This is a genomic window from Silanimonas sp., from assembly GCF_044377035.1.
In the GTDB taxonomy this organism is placed as follows: Bacteria; Pseudomonadota; Gammaproteobacteria; order Xanthomonadales; family Xanthomonadaceae; genus Silanimonas.
Genome location: NZ_JBILJW010000009.1, coordinates 112,917 through 136,782, shown reverse-complemented (window position 1 = coordinate 136,782; position 23,866 = coordinate 112,917). Strand labels below are relative to the sequence as shown.

Sequence of the window (23,866 nt, the reverse complement as noted above, 5' to 3'; positions counted from 1 at the left end):
AGCGTGTCGTTCACGCAGACGCTGCCGGCGACGACGGTGTCGAGCGTGCGCTCGAGGCGCGCGCTGTCCCGGTCGAAGGGGTAGAAGGCCAGCGGCCGGTCGCGGCCGAGGATGTAGGCGAGTGCCTCGTCGTGCGTGCGGTAGCCCTTCACCGGCAGCAGGGGGCCGAAGATCTCCTCCTGCATCACGCGGGCCTCGTCCGGCGGATCGATCAGCACGGTCGGCGGGATGATCTCGCCCGGCGCGGCCTTGCCGTCGTCCGGCGTGTGCTGGCGGATCGCCACGCCGCGCTGTTTCGCATCGTCCAGCCATTCGCGCAGGCGCTGCGACTGCCGGGGGTTGATCACGCAGGTGAGGTCGGGGTTGTCGCCCAGCGTCGGCAGGCGCTTGGCCACCGCGGCGAAGAACAGGTCGATGAAGGCTTCGCGCTGCGCTTCCGGCACCAGCACGTAATCCGGCGCGACGCAGGTCTGGCCGGCGTTGAACAGCTTGCCGGTGGCGATGCGCTCGGCGGCCAGCGCGAGGTCGAAACCGGGGGCGATCAGCGCCGGCGACTTGCCGCCGAGTTCCAGCGTCACCGGCGTCAGGTTCGGGGCGGCGGCGGCCATCACCTTGCGGCCCACGGCGGTGCTGCCGGTGAACAACAGATGGTCGAAGGGCAGGGCGGTGAAGGCGGCACCGACCTCGGCGCCACCCTCGACCACGGTGACGCGCTCCGGCGGGAACACCGCAGCGCAGATTTCGCGGATCAGCGCGCTGGTACGCGGCGTGAACTCGCTGGGCTTGATCATCACGTGGTTGCCGGCGGCGATCGCGTCGACGAGCGGGATGATCGCCAGCTGGAAGGGGTAGTTCCACGGCGCGACGATGCCGACCACGCCCAGCGGCAGGTAGCGGATCTCGCCGCGCGCCGGCAGGAACAGCACATTGATCGGGGCGCGCTTCGGCTTCATCCACGAGCGCAGGTGCTTGCGGACGTGCTTGATCTCCTCGAGCGTCACCATCACGTCGGCGGCCAGCGTTTCGACGCTCGCACGGCGGCCGAAGTCGGCATTGATGGCTTCGACGATGGCCTCGCGCTTCGCCTTGATGGCCGCGGCGAGATGGTCGAGGTCGGTACGGCGCTGGGCGAAATCGGGGCGCCGCTTCAGCCATGCCGCGCGCAGGGTCGCGAGGGTGGTGGCGAGCGAGGCGGGCGTGTGGGCCGGGGCCTGGGCGGGTTCGCGGCTGTCCATGGGTTTCGGTGCCGGTGGTGCGGAAAGGCCCAGTCTACTCCGGCATCCGTCCGCTACCGCGGGCCCAGTCGAGCAGCGCGGCTTCCTCCATTGGCCGGCCGTAGAAGTAGCCCTGCGCGTCGTCGCAGCCCAGCAGGAGCAGGTGCGCCGCGTCTTCGGCCTCCTCGACGCCTTCGGCGATGACGTCGAGCTGCAGGTGCTTGGCCATCGCGATGATGGCCTTCACGATGCCCTCGGCGCGCGCCGACTGGCGCATGTCGCGGACGAAGGCCTGGTCGATCTTCAGCCGGTCGAGCCCCATCCGCGACAGGTAGGCCAGCGAGGAGAAGCCGGTGCCGAAATCGTCGATGGCGATGCGCACGCCGGCCTCCCGGACGATGTGCATGCGCGCCAGCATGTCGTCGGTACCGCGCATCAGCACCGATTCGGTGAGCTCCAGCTCGAGCAGGCTCGGGGTGAGGCCGCTGGCCTGCAGCGCCGCCTGCACCGTGGGCATGAAGCCGTCGCGGCGGAACTGCAGCGCGGAGACGTTCACCGACACCGGCACGGCCGGCAGCCCGGCCAGCCGCAGGCGCATGGCGGCCTGGCAGGCCTCGCGCAGCACGAACTCGCCGAGCGGCACGATCAGCCCGGTGTCCTCGGCGATGCCGATGAAAGCGCCGGGCGCGACGATGCCGCGCGTGGGATGCCGCCAGCGCACCAGCGCCTCGATGCCGATCAGGTGGCCGTCGTGCAGCGCCACCTGCGGCTGGAACACCAGATAGAGCTCGCCGGCCTGCAGGGCGAGGCGCAGCTGCGATTCCATCGCGAGGCGCTCGCGGCTGACCGCGCTGCGGCCGGGCACATAGACGGCGACGGTGTTGCGGCCGCTCTCATGCGCCTCGTGCACCGCGGCCCCTGCGGCCACCAGCAGGGTTTCCGCCTCGCCGCCGTGCTCGGGGGCGGCGGCGACGCCGATGCTGAGGCCGAGCACGAGGGCGGCGTCGGCGACGGTGATCGGGGTTCGGAACGCCGCGTACAGCGATTCGGCGTGCTGGTGCGCGGCCGATGTGTCACCGCCGGGCAGGCCGATGGCGAAGAGGTCGCCCTCCACGCGGCCGAGCAAGGCCCCCGCGGGCACGGTCGCGCGCAGGCGGTCGGCGACGATGCGCAGCACCGCGTCGCCGGCTTCCATGCCGAGGCTCTGGTTCACCTGGCGGAAGCCGTCGAGGTTGACCGCCAGCACCGCGACGGCGGGGTTTTCAACGAGGGCGCCCGCCACCGCCTGCAGGAAGGAACGGCGGTTGTCGAGGCCGGTCAGCGGGTCGCTGCGGCTGAGCAGGTCGAGGCGGCGTTGCACCTCCTGGCGTTCCGTCAGGTCCGCGAACTGGCCGACGTAGCAGGCGCCGTCGAGGTGGTCGCCGGGAATGCGCGAGATCGACAGCCACTCGGGGAACACCTCGCCATTGCGGCGCCGGTTCCAGATCTCGCCTTCCCAGTGGCCGCGCTCGGCGAGCGAGGCCCACATCGCGCCGTAGAAGGCGCTGTCGTGCAGGCCGGAACTCAGGACGGAGGCGCGATGGCCGACGATCTCCTCGCTGGGGTAGCCGGTGAGCCGCTCGAAAGCGCGGTTCACCGAGAGGATCACGCCGTCGGCGTTGCAGACGAGGATGCCCTCGCGGGTGTTGTCGACGATGGCGCCGGCAAGCCGGCGCGAGGCCTCGCTGCGCCGCCGTTCGGTGCTGTCGAGGGTGACGCCGCGTACGCGCAGCAGCAGGCCGTCGGCATCGCGGGCCACAACGCGGCCCACCTCGTGCACCCAGACCCAGTGGCCGTCCGCGTGCTTCACGCGGAGGTCGAGCTCGTAGGTGTCGTTGCTGGCGAGCGCGGCGCCTTCTGCTTCGGAGAGGGCGTGGGCGTCGTCGGGCTGCAGCCAGTCCTGCCAGGTCGCGAGCGGAATGGCCGGCTCCGGCGTGCGCCCGAGGATCGCGAACCAGCGATCGTTGGCGCGCAGCACGCCGCCGCCGCGGTCGCGTTCCCAGGTGCCCAGGTCGGCGGCGGCGAGTGCGGCCGCGAAGCGCTGGTTGGCTTCGCTGGCCAGCACCGCGGTGCGCTGGTGGGCGAGGGTCAGGCTGAGGTCCGCGGCGATGGACGAGAGCACGTCCAGCGTCTCCTCGCCCATGGCTTCGGCACGGCCGCCCATCAGCACCAAGGCGCCCAACAGGCGGTCGGGGCCCGCGAGGGGCAGCACCACGGCGCGCCGGCCGGCCAGCGTCACCCCGCGCGCCTCCCGATCGTCGAGCGCTTCGGCCAGCTCACGGGCGGCGTCCCCTGGGGCATCGAGATCGAGGCGATCGGGCAGGCCGGGCACGTCGTCGCCGCCTTCGCGGCGGATGCGGCGGGAATTGCTGCCGCGTTCCACCAGCAGCAGCGACACCGCGACGAAGCCCGCCTGCTCCACCAGCACGCGCCGTATCGCCGGCAGCAGGGTCGGCAGGTCGGGGTAGCGCAGCACGAGTCGGCTGCACTCGTTGAGTGCGCGCAGCATGCGGGCGTCGGCATGCAGCACACGGCCGGTCGCGGCGACGGCGCGGGTGATGTCGGCGAGCTCGTCGCCACCTTCGAGCAGGACGGGTGGCTCGGCTTCCACGTGCTGGATCGCCTGGGCATAGGCCTGCAGCGCGCGACTGCGGCGCACCCACAGGCGCTGCAGCAGGCTCCACAGGATCACGCCCAGGAGACCAATGACGAACCATTGCACGCCGAGGCGCTGGTAGCCGATGGCCATGCCCTGGCGGAATGCGCCCTCGGCATCTCCGAGCAGGATGAGGTGGCCTTCGCCGCCGAGGGCCGGCGACAGCCGCAGCGGCGTGGCGGCGACCACGCGCTCGCCACCAAGGACTTGGCTGTGGTCGGCCGCTTGGAAGACGATCGCCTCGATGGCGTCGACGGCATCGGGAGCCAAGCCGCTGTCGCGCAGCACCTCGCCGAGCGGCCGGCCGAGCTCGCGGCGCAACAGGCTTCCGCGCACCCGCCCTTCCGCGTCCACCCACCAGGCGCCGATGACGTCCGGTGTGAGGGCCAGGCTACCGATGGCGCGCTGCAGCCCCAGCGCATCGCGGGTTTCCGCGAGGCCGATGAGACGCCGGGCCTGTCCGTGGGCGAGCTGCTCCATCCGCGCCTCGGTATCGCGCCGCGCGTCCTGCCGGGCGCCCTGACGATGGGCCGTGAGCACGACGACGCTCGCCAGCAGCGCCGTCACCACCAGCACCGCCACAAGGCTGACCTGCGACGGCCAGCGCAGCAGCCAGCGGATCATGGCCGGCCCTCCGGCGCGAGCAACGGTCGAGCCGCGCGCTCCCCGGCGCCCGGCGGCCAGGCCGCTTCGATGCGGATGAGGCTCGCCTCGAAGGGCGAGGGTCGGCCTTCGAACATCGCCCGGCTGCGGGCCGCGGGGATGAGCTCCACCTTGTCGAGCGCCGCGGTGTATTCCGCGGCCGAGAGCCCGAGGCCCGGTGCCAGCAGCGCGGCATCCTGCGGACGACGTAAGGCCAAACGCGCGAGGCCGCGGTCCCAGGCTTCGATCATCGCGGTGATCGTCTCCGGCTGCTGGAGGGCCTCCGGTCGTACCACGAGCACGTCCAGCACCAGGCCCGGATGGTCGCGCGTCGAGAACAACTCCACCGCGCCCTGCGCTTGGAGTTGTTCGATCACCGGCGAATACGCCACCACGGCGTCGGCGAAGCCCTTCGACCAGGCGAGGTCGATGCGCGTGGCCTGGGTCCGCTCGACCTGCACGTCGGCGAGGGAGAGGCCGACTTCATCGAGCGCGGCGGCGAGCATCAGCGTGCCGACGGCGGTGTCTTCGACGAGCACCGGGCGGCCGGCGAGGGCACCGAGGCCAGCGAGGCCGGGACGACCGAGCACGGCATCGCCGCCGCGCGAATCGGAGAGCACGGCGATCACCCGATGGTCGACGCCGCGCCGGGCGAGCCGCAGGGTTTCGTCGAGGGTCAGTCCGGCGACGTCGATGCGGCCTTCGATGAAGGCGTCGAGTGTCTCGGTGTTCGACTCCAGCTCGACCAGGGCCACGCGCTCCGGCCATTGGCCCAGCTCGCGCTCGGCGACGAAGGGTTCGTAGCCGATCCACGGGCCGATGCCGATGCGCAGCGTCTGCGTCTCGGGGGCTTGGATGCCCCAACGCAGCTGCACCCCCAACGCCCCGACCACGACGAAGGCCAGTACCACGAGGAGCCGTGCGGTTCGAGGTGTGGGCATGCGGTCTCCGCGCCAAGCCCCGACTCTCGCACGCGCTTCCGGTGCCGGCAATCGGGAAGGCCCCGGGCCGCCGGTCGTGCTAGCGTCCTCGCTCCCCCGGCGCCTCCTTCGTTGAACTTGGAGTGCCCGCGATGCCTGTTCCTGCTTGTCGTGCCGCCCTGACCCTGGCCCTCGTCGCCGCCGCGATCGCTACCGCGCGCCCGGTGCAGGCCGATGCCTCGCTCGACGCCGCCATCGCCGCCATCGAGCCGAAGGTGGTCGCGTGGCGTCGCGACATCCACCAGCATCCCGAGCTGGGCAACCGCGAGTTCCGCACGTCCGCGCTGGTGGCCGAGCACCTCAAGGGCCTGGGCATCGACGTACGGACGGGCGTCGCGCACACCGGCGTCGTCGGCACCTTGGTGGGTGGCAAGCCGGGCCCAGTGATCGCGCTGCGCGCCGACATGGATGCGCTGCCCGTGACCGAGCGCGTCGACCTGCCCTACGCGTCGAAGGTGCGCGGCACCTACAACGGCCAGGAGGTGGGCGTGATGCACGCCTGTGGCCACGACGCGCACGTGGCCATCCTGATGGGCGTGGCCGAAGTGCTCGCGGCGCGCCGCGATTCGATCCCCGGCACCATCAAGTTCTTCTTCCAGCCCGCCGAGGAAGGCCCGCCCGCCGGCGAGGAGGGCGGTGCCGAGCTGATGGTGAGGGAAGGCGTGATGCAGAACCCGAAGGTCGAGGCGGTGTTCGGCCTGCACGTCAATTCCGTCCTGCCGGTCGGCCATGTCGCTTACCGCCCCGGCGGCACGATGGCCAGCGCCGAGTCGTTCCGCATCGTCATCAAGGGCAAGCAGGCGCACGGTGCCTATCCGTGGAGCAGCGTCGATCCGATCGTCACCGCCACGCAGGTGGTGATGGGCCTGCAGACCATCGTCAGCCGCAACGTCGAGCTCACCGAGGGCGCCGCCGTGGTGTCGGTGGGCCGCATCACCGGTGGCGTGCGCGCCAACATCATCCCCGAGCAGGTGGAACTCGAGGGCACGCTGCGCGCCCTGAACGACGAGACCCGCACGCTGCTGCGCGAGCGCGTGCGCGCGGTCGCAACGCAGATCGCGGGGGCCATGGGTGCAACAGCCGAAGTGACGGTGCCCGACGGCGTGGCCTATCCGGTCACTTTCAACGATCCCGAACTCACCGCGCGGATGCTGCCGAGCCTGCAGCGCGCCGCCGGAGCCGAGAAGGTGCTGCTGCGCCCGGCCGTCACCGGCGCCGAGGACTTCTCGTTCTTCGCGCAGGAAGCGCCGGGGCTGTTCGTCTTCCTCGGCGGCCGCGATCCCGCCCTGCCGGAAGCGCAGGCGCCCGGCCACCACACGCCGGAATTCCAGATCGACGACCGCGGCCTCGACCTTGGCGTGCGGGTGATGGCGGGCCTGGCGCTCGATTACCTCGGCGGTACGGACGTCGGGAAAGGCGCGGCAGGCGGCGCGCCGTGAGGCCGGGCGTCGGCGCCGCGCGCCGACGCGTTCAGCGGAACGCCGACCAGCCCTGCGCGGTGTAGAGCAGCAGCTGGTCGGAAACGAAGCCGGGCTGGCCGCGGAACTTCGCGCCCATCTCGCGCAGCGCGATGATGCCCTCCGGCGAATCGGCGTCGCAGAACATGCAGAGGTCGCGCGCGGGGATCGCCACCACTGCGCCGTTCGGGCAGTCGTTGCGAAGCACGGCCTTCCAGATCTCGTCGACGAGCACCAGCGACGACTCGTGTTCGCCATCGAGCAGGAAGCCCAGGTAGGGCGGATGGTCGACTTGCCGCAGCTGTCCCGGCCGCTTCACGATGGCCATCAGGTTCTGCAGTGCCTTGCGGTGCAGGCCGTCGCGGGTGAGGCCGGATTTCTCCCGCGCCTGCTCGTCGACGTAGAGCCAGTTGTCACCGTTGTCCATCCGGTAGACGACGACGAAATGCCCGAGCGTGGCGCGCGCCACCGGCCCCGAGGCTTTCAGCATCGTCTGGAAGTCGGCTTCGCTCATCCCCTCCGGACGGGGAATGCCCGGCGTCATCGACAAGGCCGCGCCCTCGGCGACGGCGGTGCCGAGCACCGCGCGGACGGCGGGGAAGGCCTTCTCCGGCATCGGTGAGGGCATCGCGGGGGTGCCCGTGACCGCGGGCGCCGCCGCCGGTACCCGCTGTGGCGTGGCCGCCGTGGCCGGGGCCGCAGCAGGCCGCTGTGCCGCCAGTCGTGCGCTGCGCTCGACGCGCGTGATCGCCTCCGCATTCGCCGAGGCGGCGTTGCGCGACAGCCACCACACGCCCCCCGTGGCCAGCGCGCAGAAGCCGGGCACGAAGGTCGCGATCATCGCCGGATACTTCGCCAGCGCCGGCAGTTCGATGGCCGCGGCGCCGCGGCTGATGGCGTAGATGCCGACCAGCAGGCCGCCGAACCATCCGACGATGCCGAGCAGGGGCGAACTGGTGGCGAGCCCCACCACGGCGACCACCGCAAGGGCGAGCGCGATCAGCAGCGGGCGCTGGGCGGCGGCGATGTCGGCGGACTGGGCGTGGAGCAGGTCGAGCTCGGCGTCGTGGTTCATTGGGGGCACGGGGGGCGGCAGGCGAAGCGGGCATCTGAGCAAAGCGCCCTTCACCTCCGCCAGCCCGAGCCGACGAGCGGGCGCCTGCGTCCGATGGGCTTCCCAAGCGCTGTCCGATTCCCCGCCGGACCTGGGCATGAGCCCCCTCACCCCCCGCTCGCATCCCGATCACCGCGCCTCGCCGCGGATTGCGCGATGCTGCACGCATGCTCAAGACGCTCGCCTCGCTGGTTTTCTACGCCCGCTTCCTCGGGCCGTTCTCCACGTTCGGCCATCGGCGCCGCCTCGCGGCCCGCCCCGCCGCGCCCTTCGATTTCCGCGGCCAGCGCTGGTGCGTTACCGGGGCGAGTGGCGGCATCGGCCGCGCCATCGTGCTCGGCGCCTTGCACGGGGGGGCCGAGGTGCATGCGCTGGCGCGCGACGCGGCCAAGCTCGAGGCCCTGCGCCGCGATGCCGGCGAGGGCGCACGCCGGCTGCACGTCGTTCCGCTGGATCTATCCCGCGTTGCGGAGGCCGAGGCTTGGGCCGCGCACGCCCCGCGCTTCGATGTGCTGGTGCACAACGTCGGCGTGATGCTGCACGCGCATACGCGGACGTCCGAGGGCGTGGAAACCAGCTTCGCGACCAACCTGCTGGTGCCCTTCGCGATGACGTCGGCTTTGCGTGAGGCCGGCGCCCTCGACGCCGGCAGCCTGATCATCGCGATGAGCTCCGGTGGCGCCTACGGCGCGAAGCTCGATCTCGACGCCCTCGAGGCGCGCGACGCGGCCCACCACGACGGCTTCATGGCCTACGCGCAGCACAAACGCGCGCAGATCGAGCTCACCCGTGCGTGGAACGCGGAGGCGCACGGCCCCCGTGCGCACGTGATGCACCCGGGCTGGGTCGACACCGATGGCGTGCGCTCGTCCCTGCCGGGATTCCGCCGCGTGTTGCGCCGCGTGCTGCGCAACGGCGAGCAGGGCGCCGACACCACGCTGTGGCTGGCAGCGACGCGGCCCGAGCCGCGGCCGGAGGGGGGGCTCTGGCTCGACCGCCACCGCGACACCGAGCACGCCTTCGCCATGACGCGCGGCGGTGCGAGCGCGGAGGCGCTGGTGGCCCTCCTGCGTCAGCGTGCGAGTTCGATCAGGTAGAGCCCGGCGCCGGTCGGGTCGTCGATGCGGGCGATGCGGCCCACGCCCGGCGCGTCGAAGGCCGGCACGCTCACGCTGCCGCCCGCCGCGTCAGTGGCCGACAGCGCGATCCCAAGGTCCGGAACGACCACATACAGCGACCAGTGCGCCGGCAGGTCGCCCCACTCGGCGGTCATCTGCAACAGGCCGCCGTAGTGCGTTTCGCCGACCGCGTACTCGCTGTAGCGCGTGCCGGCGGGCGCGTTGGCCGAATCCTTGAAGCTCCAGCCGAGCAGTTCGCCATAGAAACGCTGCGCGGCCTCGACGTCGCGCGTGGCGAGTTCGACCCAGCCGATGCTGAAGTCCTCGAACATCGCGAACTCGCCGCCGGCCGCCGCGTCCGCCTGCCAGAGGTTGAAGACCGCGCCGCCCGGGTCGGCCAGCACCGCGCCGCGGCCCATCCCGGGCACGTCGAAGGGCTCGCCGAAGGGCGTGGCCCCGAGCGCGATGGCCTTGGCGCGCGACGCGTCGACATCGGCCACGAGGAAGTAGGCGCTCCAGAACGAGGGCGCGCCTTCGGCGCCGGGTGGCAGGCCGCAGATGGCCCCCACCGCGGCGGTCGCATTGGCCATGAAGGCGTAGGGCCCCATCGGCGTGCCCTGCTCATCGGCCGACCAGCCGAACACCGCGTGGGCGAAGGTGATGGAGCGCGCGGGATCGGTGCTGGCCAGTTCGAACCAGCACGGGGCACCGAGCGGCGGGGTGTGGACGGGCATGGTCGTCTCCAGGGCGGCGCGCGCGGCGCGGGGTGGGCTGAGCGTGACGCGCTTCCGCACGGTGTGCCAGTCCCGCCCTGCGCTACGCTCCCGTGATGTCGATCACCTCGCCCTCCGTCCTCACCGCGCTGCGTCGCCACTGGCCTTGGGCCGTGGCTGCGCTCGTCCTCCTGGCCCTGGCCTCGCGCGTGCCCGGCTGGGTCTCCGGTCCTGTCGTCGAGGCCTATCGCGTCGAGGCCCGCCCGCTGCTCGCCAATGTCGTGGCCACCGGTCGCGTCGAGACGCCATCGCGCGTCACCGTCGGCAGCGAGATCACCGGCACCGTCGTTGAACGTCCGGTGCGCGAGGGTGATCGTCTGGCGGCTGGCGATGTCGTGGCTCGGCTCTCCGACGACGACGAGCGCGCAAAACTCGAGGAAGCCCGTGCGGCACTGGCGCAACTGCTGGAGCGCGAGCGTCCGGTGGATGCGGCCACCCTGGTGCAGGCGCGAGGCGCAGCCGAACAGGCACGCCGCGATGCCGCGCGCTTCGCCGAACTCGCCGCCAAGGGCCTCGTGGCCCGCGACCGCGCCGAACAGGCCACGCAGGCCCGTCGCGTGGCCGAGGCCGCGCTGGCGGGAGCGGAAGCGCAGGCGCGCGCCTCCGGCCCCGGCGGCAGCACCGAACGCCTGTTGCGCGATCGCGTCGCCACCGCCGAGGCGGCGCTGGCCCAGACCGTGATCCGCACCCGCGTGGCGGGCACCGTGCTGCGCCGGCTCGCCGAGCCCGGCGACGTGGTGCAGGCCGGCCGCGGCATCGTCGAACTGGCCCGCGACGGCGACCTGCTGGTTGTCGCGCAGGTGGACGAGCGCAATCTCGATCGCCTCGCCGAGGGCCAAACGGCGCTGGTGTCGGCCGATGCCTTTCCCAGCCAGCGCCTGCCGGCCCGCGTGGTGTTCATCGCACCGGCCGTCGACCCGCAGACCGGCACCGTGGAAGTGCGCGTCGAAGTGCCCGAGCCGCCGGCCACGCTGCGGCAGGACATGACCGTCTCCATCGACATCGAAGTGGGGCGCCGCGAGCGCGCGCTGGTGCTGCCGATCGATGCCGTCGATACGAGCGACAGCGCCGGGCCGTCGACCGTGCTCGTCGTTCGCGAGGGCCGCGTGCAGCGCGTGCCGGTGACGCTCGGGCTTCGCGGCGTCGACCGTGTCGAGGTGCTCGAAGGACTGGCCGAAGGCGAGGCCGTGCTGCCGCTGGCCGGTGCGCCGGCCGACGGTGCGCGCGTCCGCGTCGCCGCGGCGGAATGAACGTGTCGCGGCTCTGGTTCGAATGGACGCTGGCCACCCGCCTGCTGCTGGAGGGCCGCGCCCAGACCCTGCTGATCATCACCGGCATCGGCGTGGGCGTGGCGGTCATCGTCTTCCTCACTGCCCTCATCGGCGGATTGCAGAAGCAGATCATCGACCGCACGCTGGGCACTCAGGCGCACATCCGCATCAGCGCACCGGACGAGGTGGCCCGGCCGCTGCGCGTCGACGGCGAGACGGCGGTGCTCTCCCGCGTTGACCAGCGCGCGCAGCGCCTGCGCTCGGTCGACCAGTGGCAGCGCATCGAAACCGCGCTGGCCGGCTTTCCCGAAGTGACGGCGGTCTCGCCGCTGGTGTCCGGCCCGGCGCTCGCGCGTCGCGGTGCCGCCAGCCGCGCGGTGGTGCTGATGGGCATCGATCCGGAACGCTACGTGCGCATCGTGCCGGTGCCCGACAACGTCAAGGAGGGCCGCTGGCGCATCGTCGGCAACGACGTGGCGATCGGCCGCGAGCTCGCGAAAGATCTCGGCGCACAGTTGGGCGACCGCATCCGTCTCGACACCGGCGACGGCCGCAGCGACGTGTTCACCATCGTCGCGCTGTTCGAGCTCGGCGTGCGCGACCTCGACGGCCGCTTCGTCTACCTCGCGATGAAGCCTGCGCAGAGCCTGCTCGACCTGCCGGGCGGTGCCACCAGCATCGACCTTCGCGTGCGCGAGATCTTCGAGGCCGAAGACGTCGCCCAGCGGATCGCTGCGCGCCTCGGCATCCAGGCCGAAAGCTGGATGACGCTCAACAGCAACATCCTCGGCGCGCTCGCGGCGCAGAGCATGTCGACCAACCTGATCAAGGTGTTCGTGGGCCTTTCCGCCGCCTTCGGCATCGCCAGCGTGCTGGCGGTGAGCGTGGTGCAGCGCGGACGCGAGATCGGCATCCTGCGCGCCATGGGCACGCAACGTGGCCAGGTGCTGCGGATCTTCCTGCTGCAGGGCGCGCTGGTCGGCCTCATCGGCGCGGCCTTCGGCTGCCTGATCGGCGCCGGCCTGCTCGGGTTGTGGGACCTGATGGGCCTCGCGCGTTCGGGGCGCGGCGCCTTCGCCCTCGTCGTCACGCCGGCGCTGTTCGTCGGCGCTTCGGCGATGGCCACCGTGGTGGGCATGCTGGCGGCCATGGCCCCAGCGCGTCGTGCGGCACGACTCGATCCGGTGGAGGCGATGCGTGGCGGATGACCTCGTCCTGCGCCTCGACGGCGTGCGCAAGCGCTACAACGTCGGCCTGCCCAGCGAGATCGAAGTGCTGCACGGCCTTGGTTTCGAATTGCGCCGCGGCGAGTTCGCAGCACTCATTGGCCCGTCGGGCTCGGGCAAGACGACGCTGTTGAATCTGCTGGGCCAGCTCGACTCGCCCACCGAGGGCGAGATCGAACTGCTCGGCCAACCGACGCGCGCGCTCGACGACGACACCCGCACGCGGCTGCGCGGCGAAGCCATCGGCTTCGTGTTCCAGTTCCACCACTTGCTGCCGGCGTTCACCGCGCTGGAGAACGTGATGATGCCGAGGCTGGCCCGCGAGGGCCGACCCACGCCCGCCCTCATCGCCGAGGCGAAGGAGCTGCTGGAAGCCGTGGGCCTCGGCACGCTCGCCGACCGCAAACCGATGGCGCTCTCCGGCGGCCAGCAGCAGCGCGTGGCCATCGTCCGTGCGCTGATGGCGCGGCCCGCCCTGCTGCTCGCCGACGAGCCCACCGGCAACCTCGACACGCAGACGGCCGACGAGGTCTTCGCCCTGCTGCGCCGGCTGCACGCCGAGCGCGGCTTCGCCGTGCTGGTGGTGACGCATGACCCGCGCCTCGCCGACCGCTGCGACCGGGTGATCGAGCTGGTCGACGGGCGCATCGTCAGCGACGGGCCGCGGCGCGCGGGTTGAGCGGGGTCGGTTGGCCCGCCCTTGCTCAGAAGCGCCAGCCGAGACCCACCGTCACCGCCCAAGGCGCGTAATCGGTCGTGATGCGACCGCTGCCGGTCTCGGCATCGAGCGTCACCTTGCCGGCGTCGAGCCATCGCAGCCCGGCATCCATGAAGAGGTTATCGCCGAGGTCGTAGCGCGCCCCGAACAGAAGCTGGATGCCGTCACCATCGCCGCTGTAGGACGAACTGCCGATGTCCATGTCGACCTCCGTCAACTGGGCATAGCCCACGCCGACGTAGGTCCGGGCCTTCTCCGAGCCGAACAGGTCGATGTCGTAGAGCAGGTTCACGGCGGCGCTGGTCGAGGCGAAGTTGTCGCCGTTGCCCTGCGGGCCGGGCGCGGCGAAGCCGGGATTGCCGGCGTCGACGCTCTGGTAGACGAATTCGCCCTCCACCCGCCAGCCGTTCCCGAAGGCCCAGCCGAGGGCGCCGCCGCCGAGCAGGCCGCTGTCGAGGGCGAGGTTGCGCGATTGATTCCCGGACGGCGGGGCGGTGATGCCGCTCCAGGTCAGCGTCTGGTCGGACTGGTTGGCGAGGCCGAGCAGGGCGGTGGCGTAGAGGCCCTCGTCGCTGGCTTGGGCCGCTGGCGCGGCAGCCAGGGCCAGCGCGAGGCAGAGGGCGGCGCGGCGGCGGGGGGTCGGGGTCGTGTGTCGGGTCATCTCGGGGTCTCCGGGTCAGGCCGCGCCGGGGTGCGCGGTGCCCCTAAGCTGCCCACGCCGCATCGACGCTGGTGTGACCGTCGTGTGCCGGCTGCACCAGCGGCACGTTGCCTGCACGAACGGCCGCCCTAAACTCCCGCCATGACCGCCCATTACGCCCGCACCTGGCCGATCGTCGTCATCGCCTTGGCCCTGCTGTTCGCCCAACTCGAGCCGGAGCCGACGCGGACGTTGCCCTGGTTCGCCGCTTGGGCGGTGTGGATTGTGCACATCGGGGTCGGGCTCGCGCTGGCCATCGTCGCCACCCATGCCACGGCGCGTTGGTCCATCCTGAGGGCGGCGCCGGCCTGGTCACGCCTGCTGGTCGGTGGCCTGCTGGGCAGCCTCGCTTTCGCTCCCCTGGCCCTCGGTTTCGAGCGCCTGTTCCCGATGCCGGCGGAAGGCCCGTCGGACGACGTCCTGGACCAGTGGGAGGCGGCGGGTGGCGGGCTGGCCCTGGTGGCCGAATGGCTGCAACTGGCGCCGAGCTACCTCGTCAGCTGGGCGCTGCTGAACCTCGTGCCGCTGGCGCCCACGGTGATCCGCGAGTCCCCGTCGGCCCCCGTGGGCGGCAGCCCGATTCCGCCGATGGTCGTGGGCAACGACCGCAGCGACGCTGGGATCGTCGATGCGACGATCGCGCCGGCGCACGACACGCCCGAGCTGGCCGCATCGCCCTTTTTCGAACGCCTGCCCGCCGCCATCGGTCGCGATATCGTCCGCATCGATGCCGACCTGCACTACCTGCAAGTGCGCACCGCGTTGGGCCGGGCGACGGTGCTGGGCAGCCTCGCCGAAGTCGAGGCCGCCCTGCCCGAGGCGGGCCTGCGCGTGCACCGCTCGCACTGGATCGCGTTCGCGCACCTGCGGCGCGTCTCGAAGAGCGCCAAGGGCTGGGCCTGCGAGCTGCGCGGCGGTGAGCGCGTACCGATCAGCCGGCGTCGCCTCGCCGAGGTGCGCGAGCGCCTCGGCAGCGGATTCGTGATCGATCCGATGGGCTGAGTCGACCTCAGCGCACCAGCCGGTGCTCGACGAGGTGCTGCACCACCGCCGGATCGGCCAGGGTCGTCGTGTCGCCCAATTGGTCCGGTGCGTTCTCGGCGATCTTGCGCAGGATGCGCCGCATGATCTTGCCGCTGCGCGTCTTCGGTAGGCCGGGCGCGAACTGGATGTGGTCAGGCTGGGCGATCGGCCCGATCTCGTGGCGCACCTGCTGCTTCAGTTCGGCAAGCAGCGCGTCGTCCATGTCGATGCCCGCCTTCAACGTCACGTAGGCGTAGATGCCCTGGCCCTTGATGTCATGCGGAAATCCAACCACGGCCGCTTCGGCCACGGTGGCGTGAGACACCAGCGCGCTTTCCACTTCCGCGGTGCCGATGCGATGCCCCGACACGTTGATGACGTCGTCGACGCGGCCGGTGATCCAGTAGTAGCCGTCTTCGTCGCGACGGCAGCCGTCGCCGGTGAAGTACATGCCGCGGTAGGCCTTGAAGTAGGTGTCGATGAATCGCGCGTGGTCACCGAACACCGTGCGCATCTGCCCGGGCCAGGAGCCCAGCAACACGAGGTTGCCGCTCGTGGCTCCTTCGAGGATCTTGCCGTCCGCGTCGACGAGCGCCGGACGGATGCCGGGCAGGGGCTGCGTGGCAGAGCCCGGTTTCGCCTCGACGGCGCCGGGGATCGGCGAGATCAGCATCCCGCCGGTTTCGGTCTGCCACCAGGTGTCGACCACCGGGCAGCGCTCGTCGCCGACCACGCGGTGGTACCAGCGCCAGGCTTCGGGGTTGATCGGTTCGCCGACGGTGCCGAGCAGGCGCAGCGTCTTGCGCGAGCGCTTCTTCACCGGCTCGTCGCCGTCGCGCATCAGCGCGCGGATGGCGGTCGGCGCGGTGTAGAGGATGGTGACGCCGTGGCGGTCGACGATGTCCCAAAGGCGGCCCGAATCCGGCCACGTCGGCACGCCTTCGAACATCACCGCGGTGGCGCCGTTGCTCAAGGGACCGTAGACGATGTAGCTGTGGCCGGTGATCCAACCGACGTCGGCGGTGCAGAAGAACACATCGTCGGGACGATGGTCGAACACGGCGTGGAAGGTCCAACTCGCCCACGCGAGGTAGCCGCCCGAGGTGTGCAGCACGCCTTTCGGCTTCCCGGTGGAGCCCGAGGTGTAGAGGATGAACAGCGGGTCCTCGGCGCCCATCACCGGCGCGTCGTGCGCGTCGGGTTGGCCTTCGACCACCGATTCATACCAGCGGTCGCGCGGCATCTGCATGGGCACCGCGGCGCCGGTGTTGCGCACCACCAGCACCGTCGAGACGGTCGTTGTGCCCGGCATCGCCAAGGCTTCGTCGATGGTGGCCTTCAGCGGGATGCGCTTGCCGCCGCGACGCGCCTCGTCGGCGGTGATCACCAGCGTGCTGCCGCAGTCGGCGATGCGGTCGGCCACCGCGTGCGGCGCGAAGCCGCCGAACACCACCGAATGCACGGCGCCGATGCGCGCGCAGGCCAGCATGGCCACGGCGGCTTCGGGGATCATCGGCAGGTAGATGGTGATGCGATCACCTCGCTTCACGCCGAGATTCTGCAGCGCATTCGCCAAGCGACAAACGCGGGCGTGCAGTTCGCGGTAACTGATGCGCTGCGCCGGTTCCTTCGGGTCATCCGGTTCGAACAGGATCGCCGCCTTGTCGCCGTTCGTGGCGAGCTGGCGGTCGAGGCAGTTGGCCGCGACGTTGAGTTCGCCGTCGCCGTACCAGCGGATGCGGAAGCGCTCGGCATCGAAGTCGACGTCCTCGATCTCGGTCGGGAAGCGCGACCAGTCGAGGCGCTCGGCCAGCGAGCGCCACCACGTGTCCGGGTCGCGCTCGAAGGTGGCACGGGCCTGCGCCAGGCGGGCGCTGTCGTAGTGCGCCCGCGCGGCGAAGTCGGCGGGAATGGGCAGGCGGTCGTCGGGGGTGGCCATGGCGGGGGCTCGCTCTCGGGATCCGCCCAGTGTGCGACGCAGGGCGGGCGCTGTCTCGCCTGTCAGGGCGCGATGGCCGTCCACCTCGTCTACAGTCCGTCGCCAAAGCTCGGCACACGCCAAGCATGCTTTCTTCAGGAGCGCCCCATGGCCGCCATCCCGAACGCCCCCCAGCCGGCCGGCAAGCCGGCCCACGCCTTCGGCGACGGCATCGACAAGAGCCACCGCAAGGTCATCCTCGCCTCGAGCCTCGGCACGGTGTTCGAGTGGTACGACTTCTTCCTCTACGGCGCGCTCGCCGCGATCATCGCCAAGCACTTCTTCACCGCGCTCGACCCGACCTCGGGCTTCATCTTCGCCCTGCTGGCCTTCGCCGCCGGCTTCGCGGTCCGGCCCTTCGGCGCGCTGGTGTTCGGACGGCTCGGCGATCTCGTCGGCCGCAAGTTCACCTTCCTCATCACCATCGTCCTGATGGGCGTCTCGACCTTCCTCGTCGGCATCCTGCCCGGCTATGGATCGATCGGCGTTGCGGCCCCGATCATCCTGATCGTGCTGCGCATGCTGCAAGGCCTGGCGCTCGGCGGCGAGTACGGTGGTGCCGCGACCTACGTCGCCGAGCATGCGCCACAGGGCGAGCGCGGCCTGTACACCAGCTTCATCCAGACCACCGCGACGATCGGCCTGTTCCTGTCGCTGGCGGTCATCCTCGGCTGCCGCCTGCTGCTGGGCAACGAGGCCTTCGACGCCTGGGGCTGGCGCTTGCCCTTCATCCTTTCGGTGGTGCTGCTGGCGATCTCCGTCTACATCCGCACACAGCTGCACGAGTCGCCGGTCTTCCAGCAGATGAAGGACGAGAACAAGACTTCCAAGGCACCGATCAGCGAAAGCTTCGGCAACTGGAAGAACGGCAAGATCGTCCTGCTCGCGCTGATCGGCGCGACCGCCGGCCAGGCCGTGGTCTGGTACGCCGGGCAGTTCTACGCGCTGTTCTTCCTGCAGCAGACCATCAAGGTCGATCCGACCACCGCCAACCTGCTCATCGCCGGCGCCCTCGCCATTGGCACGCCGTTCTTCATCTTCTTCGGCTGGCTTTCCGACAAGATCGGGCGCAAGAGCATCATCATGGGTGGGTGCTTGCTGGCCGCATTGACCTTTATCCCGATCTTCAAGGGCCTGACGCACTACGCCAACCCGGCGCTCGACGCGGCCATTGCCACCTCGCCGGTCGTGGTCAGCGCCGACCCCGACAACTGCAACGTGATGTTCGACCCGGTCGGCAAGACGGTGTTCACCAACAGCTGCGACGTGGCCAAGGGCGCGCTGACCAAGGCCGGCGTGCCCTACAGCAATGCCGAGATGCCGACCGGCGCCATCGCCGAGGTGCGCGTCGGCGACGTGGTGCTGCCCGCCTTCGACGGCGCCGGCCTGCCGGCCGCCGAGTTCAAGGCCCGCAGCGAGGCCTATGCCGCCAGCCTGAAGACCGCGCTGGTTGCCGCGGGCTACCCGGCGGCGGCCGACCCGGCCGCGGTCAACGAGCCGATGGTGCTGCTGCTGCTGACCATCCTCGTGCTGTACGTGACGATGGTGTACGGCCCGATCGCGGCGTGGCTGGTCGAGATGTTCCCGACGCGCATCCGCTACACGTCGATGTCGCTCCCGTACCACATCGGCAACGGCTGGTTCGGCGGCTTCCTGCCGACCACGGCTTTCGCCCTCGTGGCCTTCACCGGCAACATCTACAGCGGCCTCTGGTACCCGATCGCGATTGCGGCCCTGAGCCTGGTCATCGGCACCCTGTTCCTCCGCGAGACCAAGGACGTGCCGATCGACGAGTGAGTCGTCAAAACCGGTGATCGCCCGGACACGGCGCCCCCACGGGGCGCCGTGCTCGTTTAGGCTGGTGGGCACCCTGGGGAGAGGGCATGTCGACCACGCGGCCCAGCTACGCCGAGACCCGCGAGACGCTGCGCTGGCGCGTGGCGCTGGTGCTGGTCGCCCTGATGTCGACCCTGATGCTCGCGCTCGGCCTGCTCAACACCTCGTTGGGCCTGACCGACACCGCGCGGCTGGCCTGGATCGTTTTCACGCTCAATGCCACGAGCCTGCTGGGCCTGCTCTGGCTGCCAAGGCGTGCCGGCACCATGGCCTTCTTCGGCGTGATCCTCGGCCTCATCGTGTTCGCCATCGGCTTCGGCTGGTGGCACGAGCGCCCGCTGCACTACTGGGGCTTCCTGTTCCCGGTGGTCGTCGTGTTCCTGCTGCCAGCCTGGCGCGCGATGGTCGCGATGCTGGTCTTTGGCCTGTTCGTCTGCGGCGTCGCGATGTTGCAGATCGCTCCGATCGACGTCGTGCGTTTCGCCAGCGTCTACGGCCTGATGGTGTGCTTCGTCACCACCTACGCGCTGCTGGAGGAGCGCGCCGGCGTGATGCTCCGCGAGGTCGGCGACCGCGACGGCCTGACCGGCTGCTTCAATCGCCGCCGATTCAACGAGGCGATGGCGCGGCGTGTCGCGCCGCGTGCCGAAGCCACGCGCCTCGGCGTGCTGCTGGCCGACGTCGATCACTTCAAGGCCATCAACGACCAACGCGGCCACCTCGAGGGCGACCGCGTATTGATGGCGGTGGCCAGCACGTTGCAACGCGCGCTGCAGTCGGAGGCGGAGCGCGGCCGCGCCAAGCTCTACCGCTACGGCGGCGAGGAGTTCGCCGTGCTGGTGAGTGGGCGCGATCCCGCCCAGCTCGGGCTGCTCGCCGAAGCCTTGCGAAGCGCGATCGCCGCCGGTGGCGATGGGCTTGGGCCGGGCGAGGTGACGATCAGCGTCGGCGTGGCGGCGTGGTGGCAGGGCTCGGAGGCCCCGGAAGCCGCCCTGCAGCGCGCCGACGAGGCGCTCTACGAGGCGAAGCGCGGCGGCCGGAACCGGGTGGTGGTGGCCCCGGGCTGAGGCAACAAAAAACCCGCCTCTCGGCGGGTTTTTCGTGGAGCGGATCGTTCGGCCGAGGGCTTACTTGATCTTCGCTTCCTTGTAGGCGACGTGCTTGCGGATCGTCGGATCGTACTTCTTGATCTCGAACTTGCCGGTCATCGTCTTCTTGTTCTTGTCGGTGGTGTAGAAGTGGCCGGTACCGGCCGTCGACACCAGACGGATCTTGTCGCGCTTCGAAGCCATGGTGGTTCTCCCTTAGACCTTGACGCCGGAGGCGCGGAGCTCGGCGAGGACGGCGTCGATGCCGTTCTTGTCGATCGTGCGCAGGGCGTTCGCCGAAATCTTGAGCTTCACCCAGCGGTTCTCGCTGGCAACCCAGAAGCGGCGTTCGTGGATGTTCGCCGAAAAGGTACGGCGGGTCTTGTTGTTCGCGTGCGAAACGTTGTTGCCCGACATGACGCTCTTGCCGGTCAGCTGACACTTGCGGCCCATAAGGCTCTCCTGGGTGCTGCGTGGGTGCCGCCCATTGCCTGGGTGGCTTCGGCCCGCCCCGCGGCCCGGAGGCCGTGCCCTTGAAGGCGATGGGGCGGAAGGTCCCGCGTGGGCGGGACGGTGCATCCCCTTGCGGCCGACGGGCGGACGCAGGGAGCCGCGCACTATGCCAGCGTCCCGGCCTGTGGACAAGTCCGGTGGACGGGGCGTTCAGGCGGCCGGGCGGCGCACCGTTGCCACCCCGGGCCCATCCCGCCGACACTCGGGCTGGACGGAACCGGGGAGAACCGCATGATCGTGACGGTGGCGAACCACAAGGGCGGCGTGGGCAAGACCTCGCTGGCCGCGCACCTGGCCTTCCGGGCCGCGGAGCGGGGCAACAAGGTGCTGGCGGTCGATTTCGACGCCCAGGGCAACCTCACCGGCACGCTGGCCGACCGCGGCAAGGCCCTGAAGGCCGACGGCGCCGAGCGCCTGTTCTCGGCCGACGGGGTGCCGGTCCCGATGCAGGGGGTCGATCCGAACATCCACGTGCTGCCGGCGACCGCCGCGCTCAACGCCACCGACCGCGGCCAGCTCTCGCAGGCCTTCACCGCCATCGGCCACCTGAAGACGCTCAACAAGGAGTTCAGCGTCATCGTCATCGACACCGCGCCGGCCATCGGCCTGCGCCTCACCGCCGCGCTGGCCGCCTCGCAGCGCCTCGTCATCCCGCTGCAGCCCGAGAGCTATGCCGTCGACGGCGTGGCCTCGCTGCTGGCCGAGGCGGTGTCGATTTCCGAACACATGAACCCGAACCTCGCGCCGGCCGAGTTCGTCATCAACGCCATCAACCCGCGCGCGAAGCAGCACGCCACCACCGCGCAGCGCCTGATGCAGCAGTTCAAGGTGCGCACGCCGCACCTGCGTCGCGCCATCGCCGTGGCCGACGCGCTGGCGGCGAAGAAGCCGGTATGGCGGAACCCGTCGAACAGCGCGGTGGCCAACGAGTGGGCCGTGCTCTGCGACGAGTTGCTCGACGAGTTCGGCGTGGTCGACTGGACCTGAGCCGGGCCACACGAGCTCCCCGCCGAAGGTCACGGTGACCGCCGGCGGTTTCGCGAGCACCTGGGCGCCGCCGACACTGGCTCTCCCTGATCCCGAGATGGCTGATGACCGTCGAACTGCGGCTGGACGAGGTCTCGTTCCGCTACGGGCGCAAGCCCGACACCCTGCATGCCCTGCAGCTGCAGCAGGGCGCCGGCATCCTCGGCCTGCTCGGGCCGAACGGCGCGGGCAAGTCGACGCTGATGCGCCTTCTGGCCACCTTGGCCAAGCCCACCCGCGGACGGATCACCTGGAACGGCGTCGACATCGCCCGCGATCCGAACGCGCTTCGCCGGGAACTCGGCTACCTGCCGCAGGAATTCGGCGTCTACCCGGCCCTGAGCGCGCGCGAGTTCCTCGCCTACCTCGCCGCGGTGAAAGGCCTGGACCGCCGCCGGGGCGACGAGCGGATCGAGGCCTGCCTCGCCGCCGTGGGCCTGGCCCATGCCGCCGATCGACGGCTCGGCGATTTTTCCGGCGGCATGCGCCAGCGCGCGGGCATCGCCCAGGCCCTGCTCAACGAACCGCGCCTGCTCATCGTCGACGAACCGACGGTGGGCCTCGACCCCGAGGAGCGCCTCCGATTCCGCCAGATCCTCACCGAGCTGGCGGCCGACCGACTGGTCATCCTCTCCACCCATATCGTCAGCGACGTCGATTCCAGTGCCGACCGCATCGCCGTGATGCGCAGTGGCCGCCTGTTGGCCCACGTCACGCCGGGCGAGCTGATCGCCCGCGCCATGGGCCAGGTGTGGCGCTGCACGATTGGCGACAGCGAATTGCCCGCCCTGCGTGAGCGCCATCCGGTGAGCCATGTGGAGCGCGCCGATGGCGGGCTGCGTGTGCACGTCATCGCCCGCGCCGCGCCGCAGCCCGCGGCCGAAGCGATCGCCCCTGCGCTGGAAGACGCCTACCTCGCCTGCCTGCACCTCGCGGACGCGGCCTGATGGACGCCCTGCGCCGCCTCGCCGCGATCAGCCTCGCGGACCTGCGCCAGCGCACCCGCCAGCCGCGCTTCTGGTGGGTGCTGGCCCTGCTCGTGGCGGGCGCTTGGCTCTGCCTGCCCGAAGCGGGCAGCAGCAACGGCATGCGCGTCACCGTCGGTGAAGGGCGCGCTTGGTACTCGAGTGCGTGGGTGGGCATGGTGATGGCGCTGTGCGCCTCGACCCTGCTGACGCTGTTCGGCTTCTACGCCGCGCGCGGCAGCATCGCGCAGGACATCGACAGCCGCGGATGGGAAGTGTTGATGGCGACGCCGATGACCCGCGCCGGGTATCTCGTGGCGAAGTTCATGGGCCTGATGGCGGTGTTCGCGCTCTACATCGCTGCGATGGCCCTCACCGGCCTCGTCGGCCAGTGGGTGCGCGGCGAGGTGGCGGTGTTCGCCCCGTGGGAACTGCTGAAGCCGCTGCTGTTGCTCACGCTGCCGGCGATGGCGGTGACGGCGGCCTGCATCGTCTGGTTCGACCTGTTGCCCTGGCTGCGCGCGACGGCCGGCAACGTGCTGTATTTCTTCGTGTGGATCACGCTGCTGGTCGTGGGCCCTGCCGGCATGTCGGAGGGCGACCTCGCGCACCCCGTGCCGGACGCCCCGACCGTGCTGCTGACCGACGTGCCCGGCATCACCGTGATGCGCACCGACATCCTGCCGGTGGTGGCTGCGACCCGGCCGGACCTGGTCTCGAACAACTTCCAGATCGGCGGCTCCGGCGAGGACGATCCCACGGCGCGTTTCCCGTGGGAGGCCTGGCACCCGGACACGAGCGCTGTGGCGTCGCGCTTGGCCCTCTTGTTCCTCGCACTGGGCCTCGCGTTGGCGGCCACGCCGCTGGTGAACTGGGCGGCGAGCCGGCCACGACAGCGCGTGGACGCTGCCTCGCAGGCCGGTTGGCGCTTGCGCTGGCTGGATCGCCTGCTGAAGCCGCTCGAAGGTGTCGCGTTCGGCCGTCTGGTGGCGGCGGAGCTGCGCCTGGCCCTGCGCCCTCGCGGCGCGTGGTGGTGGCTGTTCGCCCTCGGCGCATTGGGCGCGCAGTTCGGTGCGCCGGGCGAAGGCCGCCATGCCGCGTGGCTGGTCGCCCTCGCGCTCGGCCTGCCCTACTTCGCCCGTGCGCTGCTGCGCGACGACGAATGCGGCACCGCCGACCTGCTCGCGTCCGGGGAGCGGCGGCGCGGCCAGTTGCGGGCGGCGCGCCTGACGGCCGCGAGCCTGCTGGCGCTGGGCCTGTCCCTGCCCAGCCTGATCGTCTCCCCGGAACACGCGTTCGCCGTGGCGGCGGCGGCGCTCAGCGTCGCCGCGTGCGGGTTCGGGCTGGCACGCCTCACCGGCAATGCGCGGACGGCGGAACTGCTCTACGTGCTGGGCGCCTACCTCGCGCTCAACGGCGCGCCCGTCTTCAGCCCCTTCGTCCATCCGCAGGCCACGGTGCTATGGCACGGTGCCGCGGCCGTCGTCGCGGTGCTGGTCGTGCTGATCGGTGGCCGGCGCTAGCGCCGG

At 71.1% G+C, this 23,866-nt stretch carries 20 protein-coding genes; 11 read left to right on the top strand and 9 right to left on the bottom strand.

The window, feature by feature from the left end; all coding sequences use genetic code 11:
- The 3 genes from ACIQ6S_RS07080 to ACIQ6S_RS07070 form a co-directional block, all read right to left on the bottom strand.
- The coding region (locus tag ACIQ6S_RS07080) for a coniferyl aldehyde dehydrogenase (protein WP_397607742.1) at window positions 1-1,235 on the bottom strand (1,235 nt) is incomplete at its 3' end.
- Window positions 1,236-1,269: 34 nt separating this feature from the next.
- The gene (locus ACIQ6S_RS07075; protein ID WP_397607741.1) at window positions 1,270-4,533 is read right to left on the bottom strand and encodes an EAL domain-containing protein; all 3,264 of its coding nucleotides are present in this window, start codon (window positions 4,531-4,533) and stop codon (window positions 1,270-1,272) included.
- The gene (locus tag ACIQ6S_RS07070; protein WP_397607740.1) at window positions 4,530-5,492 is read right to left on the bottom strand and encodes an ABC transporter substrate-binding protein; all 963 of its coding nucleotides are present in this window, start codon (window positions 5,490-5,492) and stop codon (window positions 4,530-4,532) included. Before ACIQ6S_RS07070 ends, ACIQ6S_RS07075 begins: the two co-directional genes overlap by 4 nt.
- A 131-nt stretch (window positions 5,493-5,623) precedes the next feature.
- Between ACIQ6S_RS07070 and ACIQ6S_RS07065 the strand changes: the two genes are divergently transcribed.
- Window positions 5,624-6,970: an amidohydrolase gene (locus ACIQ6S_RS07065; protein ID WP_397607739.1), complete on the top strand. Its 1,347-nt coding sequence runs from the start codon at window positions 5,624-5,626 to the stop codon at window positions 6,968-6,970.
- A gap of 31 nt (window positions 6,971-7,001) precedes the next feature.
- On the opposite strand, the gene ACIQ6S_RS07060 is transcribed toward ACIQ6S_RS07065, so the two are convergent.
- Window positions 7,002-8,063: a hypothetical protein gene (locus ACIQ6S_RS07060; RefSeq protein ID WP_397607738.1), complete on the bottom strand. Its 1,062-nt coding sequence runs from the start codon at window positions 8,061-8,063 to the stop codon at window positions 7,002-7,004.
- Between the two features lie 206 nt (window positions 8,064-8,269).
- Here ACIQ6S_RS07060 and ACIQ6S_RS07055 point away from each other — a divergent pair, with 206 nt between their 5' ends.
- Window positions 8,270-9,199 (top strand): SDR family NAD(P)-dependent oxidoreductase, encoded by a 930-nt coding sequence (locus ACIQ6S_RS07055; RefSeq protein WP_397607737.1) that lies wholly within the window; start codon window positions 8,270-8,272, stop codon window positions 9,197-9,199.
- On the opposite strand, the gene ACIQ6S_RS07050 is transcribed toward ACIQ6S_RS07055, so the two are convergent.
- The gene (locus ACIQ6S_RS07050) at window positions 9,175-9,954 is read right to left on the bottom strand and encodes a VOC family protein (RefSeq protein ID WP_397607736.1); all 780 of its coding nucleotides are present in this window, start codon (window positions 9,952-9,954) and stop codon (window positions 9,175-9,177) included. The two genes, ACIQ6S_RS07055 and ACIQ6S_RS07050, sit on opposite strands and share 25 nt — an antisense overlap.
- Before the next feature lie 95 nt (window positions 9,955-10,049).
- Here ACIQ6S_RS07050 and ACIQ6S_RS07045 point away from each other — a divergent pair, with 95 nt between their 5' ends.
- The 3 genes from ACIQ6S_RS07045 to ACIQ6S_RS07035 are packed head-to-tail and all read left to right on the top strand — an operon-like array spanning window position 10,050 to window position 13,169.
- Complete coding sequence (locus ACIQ6S_RS07045; protein WP_397607735.1) at window positions 10,050-11,243, top strand: efflux RND transporter periplasmic adaptor subunit; 1,194 nt, start codon at window positions 10,050-10,052, stop codon at window positions 11,241-11,243.
- Window positions 11,244-11,245: 2 nt separating this feature from the next.
- Window positions 11,246-12,472 carry an ABC transporter permease gene (locus ACIQ6S_RS07040; RefSeq protein WP_397607734.1) on the top strand — a complete coding sequence of 409 codons (1,227 nt, stop codon included), beginning with the start codon at window positions 11,246-11,248 and terminating at the stop codon, window positions 12,470-12,472.
- Entirely contained in the window at window positions 12,462-13,169 is a 708-nt protein-coding gene (locus tag ACIQ6S_RS07035; RefSeq protein WP_397607733.1) for an ABC transporter ATP-binding protein, read from the top strand. The genes ACIQ6S_RS07040 and ACIQ6S_RS07035 overlap by 11 nt, the downstream gene beginning before the upstream one ends.
- Before the next feature lie 25 nt (window positions 13,170-13,194).
- Here ACIQ6S_RS07035 and ACIQ6S_RS07030 read toward each other — a convergent pair whose 3' ends face one another.
- Entirely contained in the window at window positions 13,195-13,869 is a 675-nt protein-coding gene (locus ACIQ6S_RS07030) for an outer membrane protein (protein ID WP_397607732.1), read from the bottom strand.
- A 141-nt stretch (window positions 13,870-14,010) separates the two neighbouring features.
- Here ACIQ6S_RS07030 and ACIQ6S_RS07025 point away from each other — a divergent pair, with 141 nt between their 5' ends.
- The gene (locus ACIQ6S_RS07025) at window positions 14,011-14,910 is read left to right on the top strand and encodes a LytTR family DNA-binding domain-containing protein (protein WP_397607731.1); all 900 of its coding nucleotides are present in this window, start codon (window positions 14,011-14,013) and stop codon (window positions 14,908-14,910) included.
- Window positions 14,911-14,917: 7 nt separating this feature from the next.
- On the opposite strand, the gene acs is transcribed toward ACIQ6S_RS07025, so the two are convergent.
- Entirely contained in the window at window positions 14,918-16,870 is a 1,953-nt protein-coding gene (gene acs, locus ACIQ6S_RS07020) for an acetate--CoA ligase (protein WP_397607730.1), read from the bottom strand.
- A 147-nt stretch (window positions 16,871-17,017) separates the two neighbouring features.
- Between acs and ACIQ6S_RS07015 the strand changes: the two genes are divergently transcribed.
- Both ACIQ6S_RS07015 and ACIQ6S_RS07010 read left to right on the top strand, forming a co-directional pair.
- Window positions 17,018-18,706 carry an MFS transporter gene (locus ACIQ6S_RS07015; RefSeq protein WP_397607729.1) on the top strand — a complete coding sequence of 563 codons (1,689 nt, stop codon included), beginning with the start codon at window positions 17,018-17,020 and terminating at the stop codon, window positions 18,704-18,706.
- Between the two features lie 86 nt (window positions 18,707-18,792).
- Window positions 18,793-19,812, top strand: a complete 1,020-nt coding sequence (locus tag ACIQ6S_RS07010) for a diguanylate cyclase domain-containing protein (protein ID WP_397607728.1) — start codon at window positions 18,793-18,795, stop codon at window positions 19,810-19,812.
- 60 nt (window positions 19,813-19,872) lie between these two features.
- On the opposite strand, the gene rpmG is transcribed toward ACIQ6S_RS07010, so the two are convergent.
- Both rpmG and rpmB read right to left on the bottom strand, forming a co-directional pair.
- Window positions 19,873-20,037: a 50S ribosomal protein L33 gene (gene rpmG, locus ACIQ6S_RS07005; RefSeq protein ID WP_297865250.1), complete on the bottom strand. Its 165-nt coding sequence runs from the start codon at window positions 20,035-20,037 to the stop codon at window positions 19,873-19,875.
- A gap of 12 nt (window positions 20,038-20,049) precedes the next feature.
- A complete protein-coding gene (gene rpmB / locus ACIQ6S_RS07000; RefSeq protein ID WP_297865251.1) occupies window positions 20,050-20,286 on the bottom strand; it encodes a 50S ribosomal protein L28 in 237 nt (78 codons plus the stop codon).
- A gap of 291 nt (window positions 20,287-20,577) precedes the next feature.
- On the opposite strand from rpmB, the gene ACIQ6S_RS06995 reads away from it, so the two are divergent.
- The 3 genes from ACIQ6S_RS06995 to ACIQ6S_RS06985 all read left to right on the top strand — a co-directional run bounded on the left by ACIQ6S_RS06995 (window position 20,578) and on the right by ACIQ6S_RS06985 (window position 23,860).
- The gene (locus tag ACIQ6S_RS06995) at window positions 20,578-21,333 is read left to right on the top strand and encodes a ParA family protein (protein WP_397607727.1); all 756 of its coding nucleotides are present in this window, start codon (window positions 20,578-20,580) and stop codon (window positions 21,331-21,333) included.
- A 104-nt stretch (window positions 21,334-21,437) separates the two neighbouring features.
- A complete protein-coding gene (locus ACIQ6S_RS06990; RefSeq protein ID WP_297876898.1) occupies window positions 21,438-22,319 on the top strand; it encodes an ABC transporter ATP-binding protein in 882 nt (293 codons plus the stop codon).
- Window positions 22,319-23,860, top strand: coding sequence for an ABC transporter permease subunit (locus tag ACIQ6S_RS06985; RefSeq protein WP_397607726.1), 1,542 nt, complete (start codon window positions 22,319-22,321; stop codon window positions 23,858-23,860). The genes ACIQ6S_RS06990 and ACIQ6S_RS06985 overlap by 1 nt, the downstream gene beginning before the upstream one ends.
- Window positions 23,861-23,866 lie beyond the last annotated feature (6 nt).

Coding starts and splice junctions, on each gene's coding strand:
- ACIQ6S_RS07075 (WP_397607741.1), bottom strand. CDS start 4,533: ATGATCCGCTGGCTGCTGCGCTGGCCGTCGCAGGTCAGCCTTGTGGCG.
- ACIQ6S_RS07070 (WP_397607740.1), bottom strand. CDS start 5,492: ATGCCCACACCTCGAACCGCACGGCTCCTCGTGGTACTGGCCTTCGTC.
- ACIQ6S_RS07065 (WP_397607739.1), top strand. CDS start 5,624: ATGCCTGTTCCTGCTTGTCGTGCCGCCCTGACCCTGGCCCTCGTCGCC.
- ACIQ6S_RS07060 (WP_397607738.1), bottom strand. CDS start 8,063: ATGAACCACGACGCCGAGCTCGACCTGCTCCACGCCCAGTCCGCCGAC.
- ACIQ6S_RS07055 (WP_397607737.1), top strand. CDS start 8,270: ATGCTCAAGACGCTCGCCTCGCTGGTTTTCTACGCCCGCTTCCTCGGG.
- ACIQ6S_RS07050 (WP_397607736.1), bottom strand. CDS start 9,954: ATGCCCGTCCACACCCCGCCGCTCGGTGCCCCGTGCTGGTTCGAACTG.
- ACIQ6S_RS07045 (WP_397607735.1), top strand. CDS start 10,050: ATGTCGATCACCTCGCCCTCCGTCCTCACCGCGCTGCGTCGCCACTGG.
- ACIQ6S_RS07030 (WP_397607732.1), bottom strand. CDS start 13,869: ATGACCCGACACACGACCCCGACCCCCCGCCGCCGCGCCGCCCTCTGC.
- ACIQ6S_RS07025 (WP_397607731.1), top strand. CDS start 14,011: ATGACCGCCCATTACGCCCGCACCTGGCCGATCGTCGTCATCGCCTTG.
- acs (WP_397607730.1), bottom strand. CDS start 16,870: ATGGCCACCCCCGACGACCGCCTGCCCATTCCCGCCGACTTCGCCGCG.
- ACIQ6S_RS07015 (WP_397607729.1), top strand. CDS start 17,018: ATGGCCGCCATCCCGAACGCCCCCCAGCCGGCCGGCAAGCCGGCCCAC.
- ACIQ6S_RS07010 (WP_397607728.1), top strand. CDS start 18,793: ATGTCGACCACGCGGCCCAGCTACGCCGAGACCCGCGAGACGCTGCGC.
- rpmG (WP_297865250.1), bottom strand. CDS start 20,037: ATGGCTTCGAAGCGCGACAAGATCCGTCTGGTGTCGACGGCCGGTACC.
- rpmB (WP_297865251.1), bottom strand. CDS start 20,286: ATGGGCCGCAAGTGTCAGCTGACCGGCAAGAGCGTCATGTCGGGCAAC.
- ACIQ6S_RS06995 (WP_397607727.1), top strand. CDS start 20,578: ATGATCGTGACGGTGGCGAACCACAAGGGCGGCGTGGGCAAGACCTCG.
- ACIQ6S_RS06990 (WP_297876898.1), top strand. CDS start 21,438: ATGACCGTCGAACTGCGGCTGGACGAGGTCTCGTTCCGCTACGGGCGC.
- ACIQ6S_RS06985 (WP_397607726.1), top strand. CDS start 22,319: ATGGACGCCCTGCGCCGCCTCGCCGCGATCAGCCTCGCGGACCTGCGC.